Origin of the sequence: Kitasatospora albolonga (genome assembly GCA_002082585.1) — a bacterium.
In the GTDB taxonomy this organism is placed as follows: domain Bacteria; phylum Actinomycetota; class Actinomycetes; order Streptomycetales; family Streptomycetaceae; genus Streptomyces; species Streptomyces stephensoniae.
On the sequence record CP020563.1, the window covers coordinates 4127371 to 4144055 of the forward strand.

At 70.8% G+C, this 16685-nt stretch carries 12 protein-coding genes, 1 tRNA gene and 3 CRISPR repeat arrays (1 of these 16 running past the window's edge); of the genes, 2 read left to right on the forward strand and 11 right to left on the reverse strand.

What is annotated here, in order from left to right:
• A CRISPR array of direct repeats spans window positions 1-324; the repeat unit is 21 nt; unit sequence CCCCGCACGCGCGGGGACCAC; it begins 62 nt to the left of the window's first position.
• Window positions 325-472: 148 nt separating this feature from the next.
• The 8 genes from B7C62_17945 to B7C62_17980 form a co-directional block, all read right to left on the reverse strand.
• Entirely contained in the window at window positions 473-841 is a 369-nt protein-coding gene (locus B7C62_17945) for a type I-E CRISPR-associated endoribonuclease Cas2 (protein ID ARF73933.1), read from the reverse strand.
• Window positions 838-1803, reverse strand: a complete 966-nt coding sequence (locus B7C62_17950) for a type I-E CRISPR-associated endonuclease Cas1 (protein ID ARF73934.1) — start codon at window positions 1801-1803, stop codon at window positions 838-840. The genes B7C62_17945 and B7C62_17950 overlap by 4 nt, the downstream gene beginning before the upstream one ends.
• On the reverse strand, window positions 1800-2552 hold the full coding sequence (locus B7C62_17955) for a type I-E CRISPR-associated protein Cas6/Cse3/CasE (protein ID ARF73935.1): 753 nt from the start codon (window positions 2550-2552) through the stop codon (window positions 1800-1802). The genes B7C62_17950 and B7C62_17955 overlap by 4 nt, the downstream gene beginning before the upstream one ends.
• Window positions 2552-3322 carry a type I-E CRISPR-associated protein Cas5/CasD gene (locus B7C62_17960; protein ARF73936.1) on the reverse strand — a complete coding sequence of 257 codons (771 nt, stop codon included), beginning with the start codon at window positions 3320-3322 and terminating at the stop codon, window positions 2552-2554. Before B7C62_17960 ends, B7C62_17955 begins: the two co-directional genes overlap by 1 nt.
• Window positions 3319-4572 (reverse strand): type I-E CRISPR-associated protein Cas7/Cse4/CasC, encoded by a 1254-nt coding sequence (locus B7C62_17965; protein ARF77230.1) that lies wholly within the window; start codon window positions 4570-4572, stop codon window positions 3319-3321. Before B7C62_17965 ends, B7C62_17960 begins: the two co-directional genes overlap by 4 nt.
• Window positions 4573-4752: 180 nt before the next feature.
• On the reverse strand, window positions 4753-5523 hold the full coding sequence (locus B7C62_17970; GenBank protein ARF73937.1) for a type I-E CRISPR-associated protein Cse2/CasB: 771 nt from the start codon (window positions 5521-5523) through the stop codon (window positions 4753-4755).
• The gene (locus tag B7C62_17975; GenBank protein ARF73938.1) at window positions 5520-10220 is read right to left on the reverse strand and encodes a type I-E CRISPR-associated protein Cse1/CasA; all 4701 of its coding nucleotides are present in this window, start codon (window positions 10218-10220) and stop codon (window positions 5520-5522) included. The genes B7C62_17970 and B7C62_17975 overlap by 4 nt, the downstream gene beginning before the upstream one ends.
• A gap of 98 nt (window positions 10221-10318) precedes the next feature.
• A CRISPR array of direct repeats spans window positions 10319-11324; the repeat unit is 28 nt; unit sequence GGAACACCCCCGCGTGCGCGGGGACGAC.
• A 331-nt stretch (window positions 11325-11655) separates the two neighbouring features.
• Window positions 11656-12675: a MarR family transcriptional regulator gene (locus B7C62_17980; GenBank protein ARF73939.1), complete on the reverse strand. Its 1020-nt coding sequence runs from the start codon at window positions 12673-12675 to the stop codon at window positions 11656-11658.
• Window positions 12676-13284: 609 nt separating this feature from the next.
• On the opposite strand from B7C62_17980, the gene B7C62_17985 reads away from it, so the two are divergent.
• Window positions 13285-14028 (forward strand): hypothetical protein, encoded by a 744-nt coding sequence (locus B7C62_17985; protein ID ARF77231.1) that lies wholly within the window; start codon window positions 13285-13287, stop codon window positions 14026-14028.
• A gap of 10 nt (window positions 14029-14038) precedes the next feature.
• Window positions 14039-14613: a CRISPR direct-repeat array (repeat unit 25 nt; unit sequence CCACCCCCGCGTGCGCGGGGACCAC).
• A gap of 118 nt (window positions 14614-14731) precedes the next feature.
• Here B7C62_17985 and B7C62_17990 read toward each other — a convergent pair.
• Both B7C62_17990 and B7C62_17995 read right to left on the reverse strand, forming a co-directional pair.
• On the reverse strand, window positions 14732-14935 hold the full coding sequence (locus tag B7C62_17990; GenBank protein ID ARF77232.1) for a DUF397 domain-containing protein: 204 nt from the start codon (window positions 14933-14935) through the stop codon (window positions 14732-14734).
• Complete coding sequence (locus B7C62_17995) at window positions 14935-15792, reverse strand: transcriptional regulator (GenBank protein ARF77233.1); 858 nt, start codon at window positions 15790-15792, stop codon at window positions 14935-14937. Before B7C62_17995 ends, B7C62_17990 begins: the two co-directional genes overlap by 1 nt.
• Window positions 15793-16021: 229 nt before the next feature.
• Here B7C62_17995 and B7C62_18000 point away from each other — a divergent pair, with 229 nt between their 5' ends.
• Window positions 16022-16480: an ATP-binding protein gene (locus B7C62_18000; GenBank protein ID ARF73940.1), complete on the forward strand. Its 459-nt coding sequence runs from the start codon at window positions 16022-16024 to the stop codon at window positions 16478-16480.
• 108 nt (window positions 16481-16588) lie between these two features.
• Here the strand turns inward: B7C62_18000 and B7C62_18005 are convergent.
• Window positions 16589-16676 (reverse strand) — tRNA-Ser (locus B7C62_18005).
• Window positions 16677-16685 lie beyond the last annotated feature (9 nt).

Consider the following 16685-nt stretch of genomic DNA (forward strand, 5'->3'; position numbering starts at 1 on the left):
CCCGCACGCGCGGGGGCCACGCCAGGGCCGCGCAGGTGATCCACGGGTCCTCGGGACCACCCCCCACGCGCGGGGACCACTGAAGTAGGCGCTCCAGGTCTGCCCATGCTCAGGGGCCACCCCCGCACGCGCGGGGACCACCCCACCCCCCAGATCGTGATCCGCTGGCCTCGGGGACCACCCCCGCACGCGCGGGGACCACGGGGCGACCGGAAAAGGCTCCGGGAAGGTGACGGGGCCACCCCCGCACGCGCGGGGACCACCAGGGCTCGGCCGGTGAGCTTGTGCCAGGCCCGGGGCCACCCCCGCACGCGCGGGGACCACAGTTGCTGACCTGCGGTGTTATCCGGGCGGGAGCCTGTTTTTACTTACTTCCATAGATTCCGGCATATCGGTCACTTCTCTCACTACGTCTGCCTGGCCCACTGAAACCTCCGATGGCATCACCCTGCGCCCGGGACTCCCCCACCACCTACCGCCCCCCGAACCTCCGCCTCTTCGACGCCTTGCTCCACCCCTGCCGGGGCACTTCCGCAGGCGCCTTCCCCGACTGCGGCCGTGGAGCGTGCGGGCTCGGGCGGTGGATCAGGGTGAGGCCCTCGTGGTCGGTCGGGTGCCAGGTGTGGTCGTGGGTTTCGAAGGCGTAGCCCTGTTCGTTGTCCGTCTGGTAGGCGAGCAGAGCGCGGCCCTGGCCCGCGTACTCGCGGACCTCGGCCCACAGGAGTTCGCGGATGCGCGTCGACGGGGCGCCGAGGAAGACGCCGGGCGAGATCTCCAGCAGCCACCGGGTGAGGAAGCCCCGCAGGCCGACCGGGCAGTTGGTGAGGACGATGACGGTCACCAGATGATCTCGTCTCCGTAGTTGCGACCGGCTTCGAGGTGGACGTCTCCGTCGGACTGGAGCATCACCCGGTCCCGGTCCGACGACGTGCCGTCCGCCTGGGTGGTGTCGCGGGTGCCGTCGTAGCCGAGCAGGTCCCTGATGTCACGGACGCAGCGGTCGAGCAGGCCCGTCCGGTTGATGCGGTCCCGGAGCATGCGGCGGGTGCGGGCCGCGACGTCCTCCACCCCTTCCGCCGCCGCGTCGAAGGCGGCCGGGATGGCGACCTCCGTCTTGTAGAAGTCCGCCACGTCCATGACGAACGAGCGCTCATGGCCCGAGTGGACGAAGCCCAGCCCGGGGGAGCAGCCGAGCGCGGCGACGACGGAGTGGGAGACCCCGTACATGCACTGGGCGGCGGCCGTCACGGCCTGGTTGGGGGCGTCGCCGGCTGCGAAGTCCTCGCGGTGGTATTCACGCCGCCGCCAAGGGACGCCCGTGCGCAGTGACTCCCGTTTGTAGCACTCCTTCAGCCGCCGCCCCTCCATCCCGAGCAGATCCTGCCGGGTACGCCCTGTCGTGTCCTCGCCCGGAAAGCGCAGCCGGTACATGGCCCGCGCCACTTCCAGCCGGGTGCGGCGGTTCGCCCACGCCGTGGCCTGCGCCTCGATCAGGCCCGACGAACGGGTGAGCGCCCGCCCACCCGCGTAGTACCGCACCCCGTGTTCGCCGACCCAGGCCACGCCCGCGCCGCTGTCGCCGAGCAGCGCCATCGCCTGGTGGGTGACGCGGGTCCCGGGGCCGAGCAGGAGGGTCCCGATCGTCGCGGACGGGATGTGGGTGACGCCGTCCGCGTCCTCGGCGGTGATCGCGTTGGAGTCCCGGTGCACCGTGCACCGCTCCAGGTAGACGAACGAGAGCCGGTCCCCGACGCGTGTGAGCTCGCGGGGCGTGGAGGCCCCCCTGCGGCCGACCGTGCTCACGCCTCCCCCTCCCCCCGTACCGGAGCCAGGGTCATCAGGCCGCACCCGTACGCCTTGGCCTTGCCCAGGCCGTGTGTGAGCGTCCGCCGGAACAGCTCCGGTTCCGTGACGCGCAACCGGCCGTCGAAGGTGACCTTGGTGATCTGTACGTCAGCTCTCCCCGGGGCCCTCGTCCGCGGCTCCTCTCCCGCCTGGGGCCGACGGAACTGCAGCGGGATCTGGTCCCGTACGACCAACTCGTACTCGTCCCCCACCGGCAGCAGCCGCCGGTCCTCCGGCTTCTGGACGATCTCGAAGCCCGCTCTCTCCTGGCGCTCCAGCAGCCACCGCATCTGGTGACGGGGCGTCCGGTGCGCGGCCCGCTTCGTCCGCTCCCCCTCCTTCAGATACTCGTGGCGGATGTTGTGCACGGGATTGGCGGTCAGCCTGAACCCCCAGGTGTCGCCCGCGTGCAGCGCGGTGAGGAAGTCCGCGTACGAGAACGTCGCCCACCCCGGCTCGTCCGACGCGGGCCAGCCCGCCTGCTCGACCAGGTGGGTCAGGTCGGGACGGCCGGGGCTGACGATGTACAGCAGGGTCTCGGAGTTCGCGTTGCGGTCCACCCGCCACAGCACCCGGGGGCCCGAGCCCTCCCGCGAGGGCGGCGTCGGGAAGGACGCGTTCACCGCGCCGTGCAGGCGGTGCGGCGAGCCGAGCAGGCGGCGGGCGTCGGACCGGTGGGTGTTGACACGGAAACGGGTGAGGTACATCAGTCGGTCCTCGGCGTGACGGGGGTGAGAAGGGACGTGGGTTCGTGCGGCGGTGGCGGTGGCGATGACGGCCGCGCCCCGGGCTCGATGGGAACCCGGGTCTCCGTCGTACGGACGCCCCGCAGCCCGTACCGCCGATGGCGCGGATCGAAGCTCATGGGGAGATCCCGCAGCGTGATGTCCGGCAGCCGGTCCGGGTCGGCCGGACTGTCCAGCAGGAGATCGAGGCGTACGTCGTCGGGCGCTTCCTGGCCCCGGCGGCGGAAGGAGGCGGTGCGCTTGTCCCTGTACCAGCCGGACGCCTCCCACCGAGCCTCCCGCAACGCCTGCTCCAGCTCCCCTTCCGACGGCTCCGCGATCGTGACCGGCCGCGAGGGCGGGCAGGAACGGCGGCCCAGGTACGGCAGGAACACGGGCTCCAACAGCGCCTCGTACAGCCGCTGTACGAGCCCGGCCTCACCGCTCACCCCGGCCACGAACACCGCGTCGGCCAGGTAGAAGCGCTCCGACAGGGGCATCGACTTGAGCGTGTCGCTGTGGTGGGCGGTGTGGAAGTCCCGCAGTCGGCTGCCGGGCTGGTCGATGCGGACGCCGAACTCCAGCGCCGCCAGGTCGGAGAGGTCGGCGTCCCGTCTGCGCCCCTGGGCGGCGGCGAGGAGACCGACGACACCGCTCTTCGTCGGCGCGTTCTCCGTGGTGCGGCGTGTGAAGCGGGCTGCGGACCCCCAGGACTGGAGGGGGCCCGCGAGCCGCAGCAGCAGCACGCTCATGCCCCGGACTCCGGTGCGGCGCCGGAAGAACCACCGTCCGGGCCGCCGTTCTCCGAGGGCTCCGGCGCCAGCCGTGCGGCCACGGCGTCGCCCACCTCGGCCAGCAGCTCGGGCAGGTTCACCGCCTTGCCCAGCCCGCTGAGGTCTTCCGTCTCCTTGCCCACCCGGAGCACCCACCCCTCCGGACCCCCGGAGAGACCGAAGCTCGCCTCCAGGTCCGGTACGAACGCGGCGAGCCTCTTGCAGCTCCCCTTGAGGAAGCCACCGCCCTTGCTCGGCGCGACGGGCTCCTCGAAGGCGGCCACGTAACTGACCGGGCGCCGGGAGCGGACCTTCACGATCACGGCGGCCGGCAGCGTCTGGTTGCCGAAGGTGTTGATTTTCCCCGTCGGGAGCGAGGTGATGAACCCTTCGAGGAACGCGGCGACGGCCCGCCGCGTGGGCTCCACCGGCCGGGCGTCGTCGTGCCCGGCGCCCAGGTTCTCCTGGAGGCGGTTCACGTCGAGCGCGGCGTAGCGGTAGAGCGTCGCGGAGTTGAAGTCGACGGTGCCGATCATCCCGGCGCCGGTCTCGGCATCGGTGTTCTTGTCGTCGACCGCTGTGTAGTAGTCCGACTCGACCTCCACGGCGTGCACGCTGAGCGCGTGGGCGACCTGGGCCGCCGCGTCCACGTTGAGGTCGGTCGAGTCCGCGACCATGCGGCCGAACAGCGCGATGTCCACCGAGTGTTCGGTGAGGACGAGCTGTTTGGCCCGGGCCTTGTTCTCCTTGACCTTGAAGTAGTCCTTGAGAGCCTGGAGGTCCCCGCCCTTGCCGCCCTCGACCGTCATGGCGGCGAGTCCCGCGTACTGCCGGTTGCTCAGGAACATCAGGTACGTGGACTCGGCGGGGGCGGGGTCCTCCGCGTCCTGCTTGCTCTTCCGGCCGGGAACGGCGACCTTCGAGCCGGTCGCCGTGGTGATCGTCTCCGCCGCCAGGGCCTGCGCGGCGGCAAGCGGGAGCGACGAGTCCAGCTCCATCACCCGCTCGGCGAGGACTTCCACGACCTTCTTGGTACGGATGCCGAGCTCGGAGGAGTCGAGCAGCTCCCCGAACGCCTCGCGCGTGGCCCTCTTCCACGCCTGGCTGGACACCCGCGAGCGCCGCACGCCCCCGTACGTGGCCGACTTCGGCGTCCCCGTGTCGTCGCGGTTGAGATTGCTCGGCGGAACGGTCTGGAGGATGTGGATATCGAGAATGGTCCTGTTCAGGGTCACGCGTGCTCAGTTCCTCTGTTCGTCGTGTGCGGAAGATGCTTGTCGGGGCGAAACGAAGGTTTGGGGAGACACGAAGGTTCGGGGAGACACGGGGGTCGGGGTGACGAGAGGGGTCGGGGTGACGAGGGGCGGCGAGGACGGGGTCGCTCACGCCCGGCGCTCGGGAGCCGGGCGTCACTCCCCGGCCGCGTAACCGCCGTACTCCTCCTCATCGGCCGCCAGCGTCCGGTCGATCGCCTCGCCGTCCGTGCCCGAGGCGGCCGCCCTCCCCTTCTTCCCGGCAGCGGCGGCCAGATGGAACTCGCGCCCCCACTCCCGCTGGACCCCGGCCCGCTCGGGGCGGTGTTGCCAGCGGTAGAGCTGCCCGGCCAGGCGTGCGTAATCGAGAGGCACCTTGGCGCCCCGGAGCAGCAGCACGATCTCTCTGAGCCGTACGGCGACGGAGTCGAGGGACTCGGCCGTACCGACCCGCACCAGGCGCTTGCGCAGCGGGGAGTCCTCCTCGTCCTCACCCGCTGTCCCCTGCGAGCGGATCAGGGCACGCACCGCCCCGCCCAGGGTCTGATTCCGCTGGTGCATGCCCTGGTCACGGCCGGACTGCTGGTGCAGGGCCCACAGGGTGCAGGCGAGGAAGACCGCCTCCTCGGCGTCCTCGGCGCGGCTGAACCTGCCGTGGTCCGCAAGCAGGTTGGCCAGATCGTCCATCCCTTCGATTCCCCAGAGGTCCGTGACCTCGTGGGCCCGCTTTCCCGCCCCGCGCCGCAGCCGGGCGAGCTCCGCCACGGCGTGCGGCCGGTCGGCCAGGTACTGAGGCTGAATCCGGGCGATGTACGTACCCGTCGCGCGGGTGACCAGCCGGTGGACGGGCACCTCTTCGGCGCCCTTCCCCGCTTTGTTCTCCGGCGGTGGGGCGTTCGTGCCCGCTGTCGTCGGGGTGATGGTCATGCGGTTCCCTCCGGAGGTGCTTCGTTGCCGGTGTCGCCGTCGGCCGGAGCGGACACCGTGGACGGCGGCCTGGGCAGCACCTTGTTGATGCGGGTCCGGAACCACAGGTCCGCCCGCGAACTGTCCACCCAGCGCTTGCCCGTACCCGGCAGCTCGACCACGCGCCCCTCCGCCGCGCTCCTGCCCGCCGCATCGAGGAGCTGACGGCCGAGGTCGAGAACGAGGTGCCGTGCGATGTCCTGCCACTCCACGCGGGCGGCATCCGGATCGGGTTCGTGCCGGAGGCCGACCAGCCACTGCCGGTACGGCCCGTCCAGCGCCCCGAACCCCAGATCGCGGGCGGTGGCTGTGGGTCCCTCCGGGGCCGAACCCGCCGCGCGCGCCAGGTTCCCGGCCAGCTGACCGAGCGCGGCCACGGCCCGCTCGGCGTCGGAGACCGCGTCGACCGCGACCGCGCCGTACGGAGGGCGGTCCTCGTGGAGCAGAACGACCGGCAGGGAGATGGCGTCGTCCACCACCTCGTCCACCACGGACTGCTGCGTCCCGTAGACCGCGCCGACCAATCGCGTACGGATCAGTGAACCCTTCGGCAGCACGCCTTCCCCTCTGAGCAGGGCCAGCCACCGCACGACCCCGGGAGGCAGGCTCCGGTCCGTGCCCCGCCCCGAGGTGTCGCCGTCCTGCCTCTGCGCGTACAGCAGGCTCGCCAGACCGCGCCACGCCGCCCGTGCCGGGTCGTGCTGGCGCGGCAGATAGATCTGCGGACGGCCTAGCTTCTTCTCCTGCACCGTGCTGCGCCGCCAGCCCGTCATCGGTTCCGCCTTGTGCTTGTTGGCGGGGGCGAGCGGATCTCCGTAACCGAGGACGACCCCGGTGACGTCGGTGCCCTCCGTGTGGAGGAGCAGCCGCCGGGACTGCCAGGTGTAGAGGTCGCGGGGGCCGGCGGGCCGGGCAACGGACGGATCGCCCTCGAACACCCCGGGCCCGGGAGGCGGCTCGCGCCGCCACACCGGAAGATCAACTTTCGGCTCCGACTTCAGGATGCCTTCCTCATCCGTCGGAATCAGATTCAGCAGAAGGGTCTCGCGCAGGTTCTCGCCCTCCGCGAAGACACCGCCGAGACCGCCGACCCAGCCGACGCCCTGCGGATACACCTTCCCGCCCTTGACCCGGTCGTCCCCCTCCATACCGGACTTGATGCCGGAGGAGTCGTACGCATGCGTGTGGACGAGCCAGCGGGCCGCCTCCGCGAGACCGAGCCGGTCGACTCCGGGGCGGCGCATGGAGAAGAACGCCTCGCCGTTCGGCACGTCGGCCACGATCCGGTTCAGCGAGGCGACTTCGTGCTTCTGCGTGTGCAACCCGGCCACCTGGAGGAACGGCCGGGCGGGGTGGAGGAGGTCGAAGCGCTCCCGGTGCCGGTCGAGGTAGTCACCGACGACGCCCAGGGAGTCCGGCGCCTCCCACAGCGCCTCCCAGTCCTCCAACTTCGCGGGCGCGCCCGCCGATCTGCCGTCGGCCTCGTCGAGGGCGTCGTACAGGATCGCCAGCAGCAACCGCAGCAGGGCCAGCTCCTGCGTCGGAAGATCACCCACCAGCCGACGCACCCCGCCCGCCCCCGCGAAGACGTCGCGCAGCGAGAGCTCACCGGTGGACCCGTCCCCGTACTGGACGGGCAGCCACGGCCGGGAGACCAGGTCGAAAGAAGGCACTGTGGACGCCACCGCTTCGAGCCCCTTTGCTCTGCCTGCGCTGCGCGCGCCGACCGGACCCACCCGGAGTCCGTCGTCGGCGCTGTAGTGGACTTCCCAGCCTGACAGGTGGGTCTGACAATCCTCGTCCAGGACGAGCAGCAACTCCCCTGCCAGCCAGGGGCACTCCTTCACCTGCCAGGCGGGCACGACGAACCGCTCCAGCTCCGCGATGGTCCGGTCGATCACCCCCGGATGGGTGAGGGCGCGAGGCAGTGTCAACGCGCACGCGGCGACGATCTCGGCGGTCCGGTGCGGCGGAGGCGCGTGCTCCGGCAGATCCAGGCCGCCGCGACCGCCGTCGAGCCACTCCACGGTGGTCAGCCGGCCGTCCGCGCGCCGCTGGACGACCAGCACCTCCAGGCTCTCGTCGCTGTCCCGCACCTGCGCCCGCCCGCTGCGACTGTCGTCCGCGTCCCCGGCGTTGCCGTCCAGCCACCCGAAGAGGGGCCGCCCGGCCCGGCGTACGGGCCCTAGCCGGAACACGTCGGCCTCCTCCCGCTTCTTCGCCAGCCTGATCAGATACTGCCGTCGGGCATCGGCCAGCGCGGGCGCCCAGTGCTCGGGCCCGGCGGCGCGATCGTCGTAGGCGGCCTGCACCAACGGGCTGATGTGGTCGGGCAGCACCAGCGGTACGCCGTCGAGGTGCGGCCCCAGCACGGCGAGCGCCCGGAGCAGGGTGTGCGGCCCTTGGTAGACGGCGACCGACCCCTTCACCGGCTCGGGCGGTTCGGCGCCCCAGTCCGCCACCCCGGTGATCAGGCAGCGGGCCCGGGCGAGGCGGGGCGGCCGGGTACGCGGATGGCGGTGCAGCCGCCCCATGCGCTGGAGCACCAGGTCGACGGGGGCGAGATCGGTGACCAGGAGGTCGAAGTCGATGTCCAGGGACTGCTCGACCACCTGACTGGCCACGACGATGTGCGGCCCGGCGGGACGGCTGTACGGCCGGTCCGGGGAACCGCCCGGCTCGGCGGAACCATCGCCACCGCCCGGCCCGAACCGTTCCCGCAGCTCGGTGTCCTTGCGCGCCCGGTCGGCGGCGATGAACCGGGAGTGCGCCACGGTGACGGCGTCCGTCCCGAAGTGCGCACGGAGGTGTTCGGCGGCTTCCAGGACCCGGTCGACGGTGTTGCGTACGACGAGGGCGCAGCCGCCGTCCCGCAGCTCCTCCGCCAACCGGGCTACAAGCAGGGGAAGTTCATCATCGAGTCGCTCCAGCGTCACGTCCGTATGCCGCCCGGAAGCAGGCGCGGGCAGGGCCGTCAGAACGTCGTGGCCGGGGGCGACGGCGGTGATCAACGGATAGGCGTCGTCGGGCAGATGAAGGGCTTCGGCGAGCTCGGGGGTCTCCTCCCCCGCATACGCGGCGGCCAGCTCGCGCCTGCGTTGGGCGGGCAGGGTCGCGGAGAGCATCACCACGGGCACCCGGTAGGCGGCCAGCCATTCCAGTACGCGGTCGAGATAGGTGTTCATGTACGCGTCGTAGGCGTGCACTTCGTCGATGATGACGACCTTGCCCGCGACGGCGAGGTGGCGCAGCGCCAGGTGCCGGCTCTTGAGCCCGGCGAAGAGGACCTGGTCGATGGTGCCGACGGCGAACGAGGCGAGCAGCCCCTTCTTTCGGCCACGCAGCCACTGGTGGGCGTGGAGGGAGGCGGGGGCGGCCCGGGCAGCGGCCCCGGCCGGGGAGACGGTCTCGTCCGGCCCGTCGAGATCGACGGCGGCGATGGTCCGCCGGTCGGCCTTGGTCATCCCGGCCCACACCTCGTTGAGGGCGGCCTTGGCGTGGGCGAGGACCACGGACCGGGGCCCGTCCGCGGGCAGCCGCTGCAACCAGCCGATGAGCCGGGGGAACATGGCGTCCCCGGTCGCCCGGGTGGGCAGCGCCACGAGACACCCCCCGGCACCGGACCGGGCGGCCAGGACCTCGGCCGCCGCGAAGGCCGCCTCGGTCTTGCCCTCGCCCATGGGCGCCTCGATGATCAGAAGCCCGGGGGCGGCCGACTCCCGGGCCACCCGTACGGCTTCTTCCTGTACGGCCCTGATCCCGGCACCTTCAGGGAGGTCGAACCGCTCCCGGAACAACTCGGCCGCGCTGCAACCGGGTTGCTCGGCCCGCCAGGGCCCGGGCAGATCCAGCCCGCTCCAGGCAGCGGCAAGGCGACGCCGCTCCCCTTCTTCACCCCCCGGCGCCCAGGAGGCGGGATCGTACGGAAACAACTCGGACGAGCTGGCGATCCAGTCGGAGACGATGACGATCGCGGTGAGCACGACCTGCACGGGCTGCGGCAACCGGACGCCCTGCCACGCGGCGAGCCGCCCCTCCACACCGGCCCGCACGGCACAGGCGTCCATCAGCTCGAACTGGACGCTCTTCCAGACCTCTTCGCTCTCACCCCTGGTACGCAACAGCCGGGGCCGAAGCCCGAGATCGTGGATCTGCTGATGCCCCGGCGGCGTCCCGTGATGCCCACCCGCCACCACGGCGAACTGCCCCGAGGCCCGCTCACTCCACCCGAACCGCTCACCCAGCCACTCCTGGATGAGCAGCTGCCCGGCCAGCCCGTGCGGAGCCATCCTGCGGTCCAGCCCGAACTGCTTCTGATACGGCATGTCGAGCCCGACCGCCCGCATCCGGTCCGCGAGCCCGTCCACCTGACAGGCGAAGGCGGGGGTGGCCTTCCCGATGTCGTGCACGCAGGCGAGATAGACAGCCACCTGCCGCGCGTCGTCGACCCCTTCAGGGAAAGCATCCGCGACCAGCGCTTTGACGTTCCCGGGCACCCATTCATCCCAGAGCCTGCCCGCGACGGCAGCGCTGTCGGCCATGTGCCGCCAGAGGGGGAGCCACTGCTCGGTCGGCCGATCGTGCTTGCCCCAGGGGGTTCGGGCGGTGGGGGAGAGGTGGCGGAACGCGGTGAGGAGTTCCGTGTCGATCGCGGGCATGAGGGCATTTGACATGGGGAAATGCCCTAGAGGGGCCACTTGTTCAAAAGTGATTCGAACTCGACGGAAATTGATCGAGTTCCGGTTTCGGGCGGCCGGGGTTTATCCCCGCGTGCGCGGGGACGACGAACTCGGCGGGTGGCTCGCGCGGCCCTCGGAGGGAACACCCCCGCGTGCGCGGGGACGACCACAGTTCATCCGTGGCGCCGAACTCAAGGACGGGGAACACCCCCGCGTGCGCGGGGACGACCCGGCCTGGTGCATCAGGTCGTAGATGCGGTTGGGAACACCCCCGCGTGCGCGGGGACGACTCCCGGCGCCGGTCGCTCTCGTCGGCGGTCCAGGGAACACCCCCGCGTGCGCGGGGACGACACCCCCGGCGCGGTGCGCAACCGGCGCTACCGGGGAACACCCCCGCGTGCGCGGGGACGACACTTCCGCTCGGTCCTTCGGCGGGCGGCTGGCGGGAACACCCCCGCGTGCGCGGGGACGACCGACCGGAGAAGCCTGCCGACATGAACCAGGAGGGAACACCCCCGCGTGCGCGGGGACGACAGCGTGAGCTTGAGCGACGGATGACGACGATCGGGAACACCCCCGCGTGCGCGGGGACGACCTGATCGGGTACCGGGCCAGCGCTGCACAGGGGGGAACACCCCCGCGTGCGCGGGGACGACCCTCGTGCTGCGGGGCCGACTCGTCGGAGCAAGGGAACACCCCCGCGTGCGCGGGGACGACCGGCTGAGTAGCCCGAAGTACGGGCCCAGCGGGGGAACACCCCCGCGTGCGCGGGGACGACCTCGGGCAGCAAAATGCTGCTCGCGCTGGCGTCGGAACACCCCCGCGTGCGCGGGGACGACTCCGGAAGGTGGGGGGGTGATGCCGCATGGCTGGGAACACCCCCGCGTGCGCGGGGACGACGCCGCCCAGACCGCGTGCCACCGCGGCCACCCGGGAACACCCCCGCGTGCGCGGGGACGACAGCTCCAGGTGCAGCTTCCGGAGACGGGCCAGGGGAACACCCCCGCGTGCGCGGGGACGACCCGGGCGTCGGCCACGCTGGCGATGAGGGCGCGGGAACACCCCCGCGTGCGCGGGGACGACAGTTCGTGACCTGCGGTTTTATGCGGCCAGGGGCTCGTTTTTACTCACTTCTTGAGAAACGGACATATCTCCCCCATCGAACGGTCAGGCCGAGCCGGAAGCTGCATCTCCCCTCCGGCCTCTGCGGCGGGTGTGTCCCCCCTCGCGGGCCAGAGGCTCACTCTCTCCGCAGATTAGTCACTGCGCAGCAGAGACCGGGAGCGTTCGCGGGCTTTCCGTCGCTTCTCACGATCCCGGCACCCCGGGTCTCTGCCAGGGTTGCGCGAGAGGCGCCGTCAGGTCCCAGGGCAAAGCACTTGGGCGATCCCCTGCGATCCCATGCTGCTAGTCCTCAGACAGGTTTGAGGAGGTCGCGGAGGTTGGCCATGCGCGCCTTGATGTCGGCGACTTCGGGGACTTCGGCGGGTTGGGCCGGGGCTTCGGCGGTGTGGGTGGTGCGGCAGGGTCGGCAGAGACCGTCGGGGAGGTGTTCGGGGCGGCCGGGGCGGCCGCAGTCGGTGCATTCCATGAGGATGCGGCGGGCGGTCGGGGCCGGGGCGTCGGGTGAGGTGTTCTCGGCCGGCAGGCGGGGCGGCATTTTGTCGGTGAGGCGGCGGCGGATGAGGCCGACGGGGGAGTCGACCTTGGCGGGGAGTCCTGCCGTGAGGGCGCTGGTGAGGTAGTCAGCGCTCACGCCTCGGGCAAGCCATTCGGCGGCCTGGGCCTCCAGGGCGGCGCAGTCGTCGGCGGAGAGCGCGAGGCGGTGGTCGGCGCGGCCCAGGCGGGCCAGGGCGAGGTAGGCGGGAGAAGGACCCGCTTCGGGGGCCTGCGGTGCTGCCGGAGCCCAGTTCGGGGCGGGAGGTGCGGGTTCGGCGTCCGAGGGCTGAACCGGGGTGCGTTGCTGCGGTACGGCGGTGGCTTCGGGGCCCTGGACCAGCCCGGGGTCCTCCGGCGCGGGCGGGGGCTCCTCATCCGGGACCCAGGGCGGCGGAGTGGTCGCTTCCGGCGCGGGGGCCGCCGCCTTCGTGGCGGTCTCGGTGGCCAGGTAGGTGTTCCACCACTCGTTGTCGCGTGCGGTGCGGGACCAGAAGGTGCGGGAGACCCACCTCGTCTCGTCGCCCGCGCCGACCGGGCACCGTACGCGCCGCAGATGGCCCGCCACCGACAGGGCCGTCAGCGCCGTGGAGATGGCCTGCTGGCCGTAGAGCGGGAGTTGCTTGGCGAGCTGCTTCACGCTCATCGCCGCGCCGTCGGGGAGGTGGTCGACGAACCCGGCGACGTACCGCTCGCGCACCGGGAGGAGTGCGAAGTCCTGCGAGGTACGGGGGCGTTGGCCGGGCGCGGAGCGTTTTCCGTAGCCGGGGTTGGCCATCGGGTACGTCGGGGAAAGTGCGGGGGCGTGCAGGGCGGAGCTAGGCTGCTGTGTAGCCACGGGATCGGCTTTCTGGGTTGCGATCTTGCGGTCAGACCCCGGCTCGGTGTGCCAACACCTACCGGGGTCGCTTAGTTCTCGAACCGTAAGCACTCGTGACGCTCCGCCGCAAGCTGTCACGATTAGTCATACTTGCTCGCCGTGCCAGGTACGGGAGGGAGGGGAGGTTTTCCCAACCCCCTTCTTCTACCTGCCGGTTACAGAAGGCGCTCGGACCTCGAAGCTCGTGTCCCGAAGCTCGTATCCCGAGACCCGAGCTTCGGGCCGGGACCCCATCTCCGTACCCCTGCAAGAGTGAATCGACCGCCCCGAAACTCGGGGTTCGGAGCTTGAGCCCCGAGCCTCGGGCTGCCCCAGGGGTTGGTGCGTGCTGCGGGATCGGCGAGCTGTCCACCACCTCATGCTGGTTGCGGAGTCCACCACTTCCGCGCCCGTCGGTTGCGCACAATCGCCTGGTCCTGCCGATGATCTGCAATCTCCCGCAATTCGTCGGTGACGTCACGCCATCCGTCGCATCCTGGTCTTCACCGAGCGCATATGGAGGGGATCATGACGCTTCTCAGGTTCATCGGCACCACCAGCGACGAGGGCGACTGCCCAACGCTCTACGAAGTCGAGGGCACCACCGACATCCTGGTTCAGGGCGACCGAGTCGTTGACCCTGAGCAGCTTGCCCAGCTCCGTGACGTCAAGGACAGCGAGACGTTCGTGCTCGTCCCGCGTGAGCTCCTCATTCGCTTCAGCCCGCGTACCACTGTGCAGCCGATGGTTCCGTTCTCCGAAGTCGCCCCGCTGTTCCGCGACTTCGCGCACACTGCCTTCCGGTTGGAGACCCGGCGCGGATACGCCTCTGACCGTAACAGCCCGAAGTGGCGCCGGTGGAAGCAAGGCGCGGAGATCTCCACCGAGCCGGGCAACGCGTGGCGAGAGAACGTCCGGGTGCAGACCGCGCTGGGGAAACGGTTCGAACGAGTCCGGATCGTTGACCAGCCTCTCACCGAGGGGCAGCAGTTCCTCCTCGCCAGTGGGCACAGCAACGTGTCGGCGGGAGAGGACATCCGTAATCTGTACCGGGCCGAGGCCACCCGTATCGGCCTGCCGGATCACGACTTCTGGCTGTTCGACTCCCGGCTCGTCGTACGGTTCGTCTTCGACGAGGACGACACGACTCTCGGCGTCATCCTCAACGAGGACCCGTCGGAGGTCGCCGCTGCCTGCCAGGCACGGGACGCGGCCTGGCACTACGCCACCCGTACTGCGGAATTCGCCAGGACGGTACCTTCAGCGGGGTGACTGCCGGGGACCACCCCCGCGTGCGCGGGGACCACGACCGGGTGCTCTCCGTGGCAGAGACGCGGGAGGGACCACCCCCGCACGCGCGGGGACCACCTCCCGGCCGGTCATGCCCTCGGGCGCCCGGCCAGGACCACCCCCGCACGCGCGGGGACCACGTCGGAGACGGCTCCAACCAGAACGCCCAGGTGGGACCACCCCCGCGTGCGCGGGGACCACCATCGGTGATCGATGACGCATCCTGTCCGCAAGGGACCACCCCCGCGTGCGCGGGGACCACACGACGTGTACACCCGCGTCCACAATGCCTGGGGGGCCACCCCCGCGTGCGCGGGGACCACCGGCCAGCCCAAGAGGGCGCGCTTCAGGGAACGGGGCCACCCCCGCGTGCGCGGGGACCACACCGTGTCCCCGGCGTCCGCCTGGATCTGGGCGGGGCCACCCCCGCGTGCGCGGGGACCACGCCATCGCCGAACTGGAGGAGGAGTCGGCCCGGGGGCCACCCCCGCGTGCGCGGGGACCACACATCTTGAAGGGAGTCCCCGATGATGACCGTGGGGCCACCCCCGCGTGCGCGGGGACCACAGTTCGTGACCTGCGGGTTTATACGGCTGAGGGGCTGTTTTTACTGACTTCTTGAGAAACAGACATAAGTGCCCTTGCTTCGCAGGTCGTCTTCATCGCTCCGCACGTCAGCGCAGAGCTACAGAAGCCCAGCCGCGACCGCCCCGACCATGGCCGCGAGCGCACCCCGGCCGACGACCAGAGCCGGCCCGTTCGGCGCCTTGCTGTCCCGGACGGCGATGTGGTCGGAGTCGACGATGCCGCACTCCAGGCAGTCGGACTGGGCGTGGGAAGCGGAGGACTTCCACCAGGCGACGGGGAGGCTTGAAGAGTCGGGGATGATCATTTCTGGTCCCTTGCTTGTTGGATCAGGTCGAGTGACTTCTCAACGGAGAGCGCTGCGGCCGTAAGTGACTCGTGAGCGTCCGCATAGGTGCTGACCTGGTCGTGGTCCTCCACGTACAGGGCGCTGGTCAGCTGCTCCAGGTGTACGACGCTCAGTTCCGTGAGGTTGCCGAACCCGAGGATCGCGAAGCTGCCGGTCTGACCGACCGTAAGGGGAGCGCCGACGGGTAGCACCTGGATATTGATGTTGGGCAGCGTCGCGAGGTGCACCAGGCGGGAGAGCTGGTCGTGCATCACGGCCGGGTCCGGCAGTTGGGTGCGGAGTGCCGCCTCCCCGATGATCGCGCGCAGACGCAACGGCTCTGACCGGGACAGTACGGACTGCCGTGCCAGCCGCACATCGACCAGCGCTTGTACCCGGTCGCTTATGGCCTCGGACATGGCTGTCGACGTGATGGCCGCGTGCGCGTACTGCGGCGTCTGCAGCAGCCCGGGGATCGACGCGATCTGCCACGTCCGGATGGTGGTCGCCTCTGCCTCAAGGCTGATCAAGTCCTGGTAGACCGGGGAGAGAACGCTTCGGTAGGACTGCCACCACCCGCGCTGTCCGCCCTCCCGGGTGAGACGGATGATGTCGCGGCGCAGCTCGGCGTCGGTGACGCCGTAGAGATCCAGAAGGAGTTCGACGTCCGAAGCCGAGGCGGCGTTGCGGGCTGTCTCGATGCGCGACAGCTTCGCCGGGGAGATCTTTCCGCGTGTGCCGTCGGCAGCGTCTTCCTGGGTGAGGCTCAACCGCTCCCGCATGGCTCGCAGGGTGCGGCCGAGTTGCCGTCTCCGAACCGTGGGTGCCGACACGTACCCCTCCCGTTGCTGTTGGTGACGGTCAGTCTGCCGCCAGCGCCGCTTGGCTGTCACCTTTGGTCTCCCTAGTTGCAGCAGCTCCCGCGCAAGAGTGCAGATTTGCACATTACTTAGAATGGCTTGCACTTAAGTCTGGATGTCGGCACTCTGAAGTGACGATCTGCAGTCAGGTCGACACGGCTGTGATGGCGTGTGTCGGCCAGCCCTACCGTGAGGGGGCCGCATGACGACCATGCGTCCGAGCGCCTTACCGTCCACCTCGTCCACCCCATCCGTCCCGCCCCGCCGCACCTCCGCCGTGCCGCCGCAGGCGATCTACTCCGCCGAGCCCGAGTCGGTCCGGCCCGCCCGGCGCTACGTCAGGGAAGCGGCCGCGTACCAGGAGCCGTCGATCGGTGAGGACGCGCTCGACACCCTGGAGCTCCTCGCCAGCGAGCTGGTGACCAACGCCGTTCGGTACGGGTCCGAGCCCGGCGACTCCTTCAAGGTCACCGTTGCCGCCGAACCCGGTAAGTGCCGCCTTGAAGTGCACGACACCCGGCGGAGGGCGCCCCGCCTCCGGCCGCCCTCCGATCAGCGGACCCGTGGGCGCGGGCTGCATCTGGTCGAGGCGTTGGCCTCGCGGTGGGGGGTGGCCGAGCGGCCCCTCGGCAAGATCGTGTGGGTGGTCGTCACGTGGTGACCCGCCGCCGAGCGCCGCAGGCGCCGTACATCGGGGACCGTGGAAGGGAACCGTAGAAGCAGAACACCCCCTTGACCGCGTCTCCGCAGATCAAGGGGGTGTCAGAAGCGGTAGCGGTGGGATTTGAACCCACGGTGACGGGTTACGCCACACTCGCTTTCGAGGCGAGCTCCTTCGGCCGCTCGGACACGCTACCGAGAGAGAG

Excerpts from the sequence above, each read along its gene's own strand:
- B7C62_17955 (ARF73935.1), bottom strand. The coding sequence starts at position 2,552 with ATGTACCTCACCCGTTTCCGTGTCAACACCCACCGGTCCGACGCCCGC.
- B7C62_17960 (ARF73936.1), bottom strand. The coding sequence starts at position 3,322 with ATGAGCGTGCTGCTGCTGCGGCTCGCGGGCCCCCTCCAGTCCTGGGGG.
- B7C62_17970 (ARF73937.1), bottom strand. The coding sequence starts at position 5,523 with ATGACCATCACCCCGACGACAGCGGGCACGAACGCCCCACCGCCGGAG.
- B7C62_17975 (ARF73938.1), bottom strand. The coding sequence starts at position 10,220 with ATGCCCGCGATCGACACGGAACTCCTCACCGCGTTCCGCCACCTCTCC.
- B7C62_17980 (ARF73939.1), bottom strand. The coding sequence starts at position 12,675 with ATGGCCAACCCCGGCTACGGAAAACGCTCCGCGCCCGGCCAACGCCCC.
- B7C62_17985 (ARF77231.1), top strand. The coding sequence starts at position 13,285 with ATGACGCTTCTCAGGTTCATCGGCACCACCAGCGACGAGGGCGACTGC.
- B7C62_18000 (ARF73940.1), top strand. The coding sequence starts at position 16,022 with ATGACGACCATGCGTCCGAGCGCCTTACCGTCCACCTCGTCCACCCCA.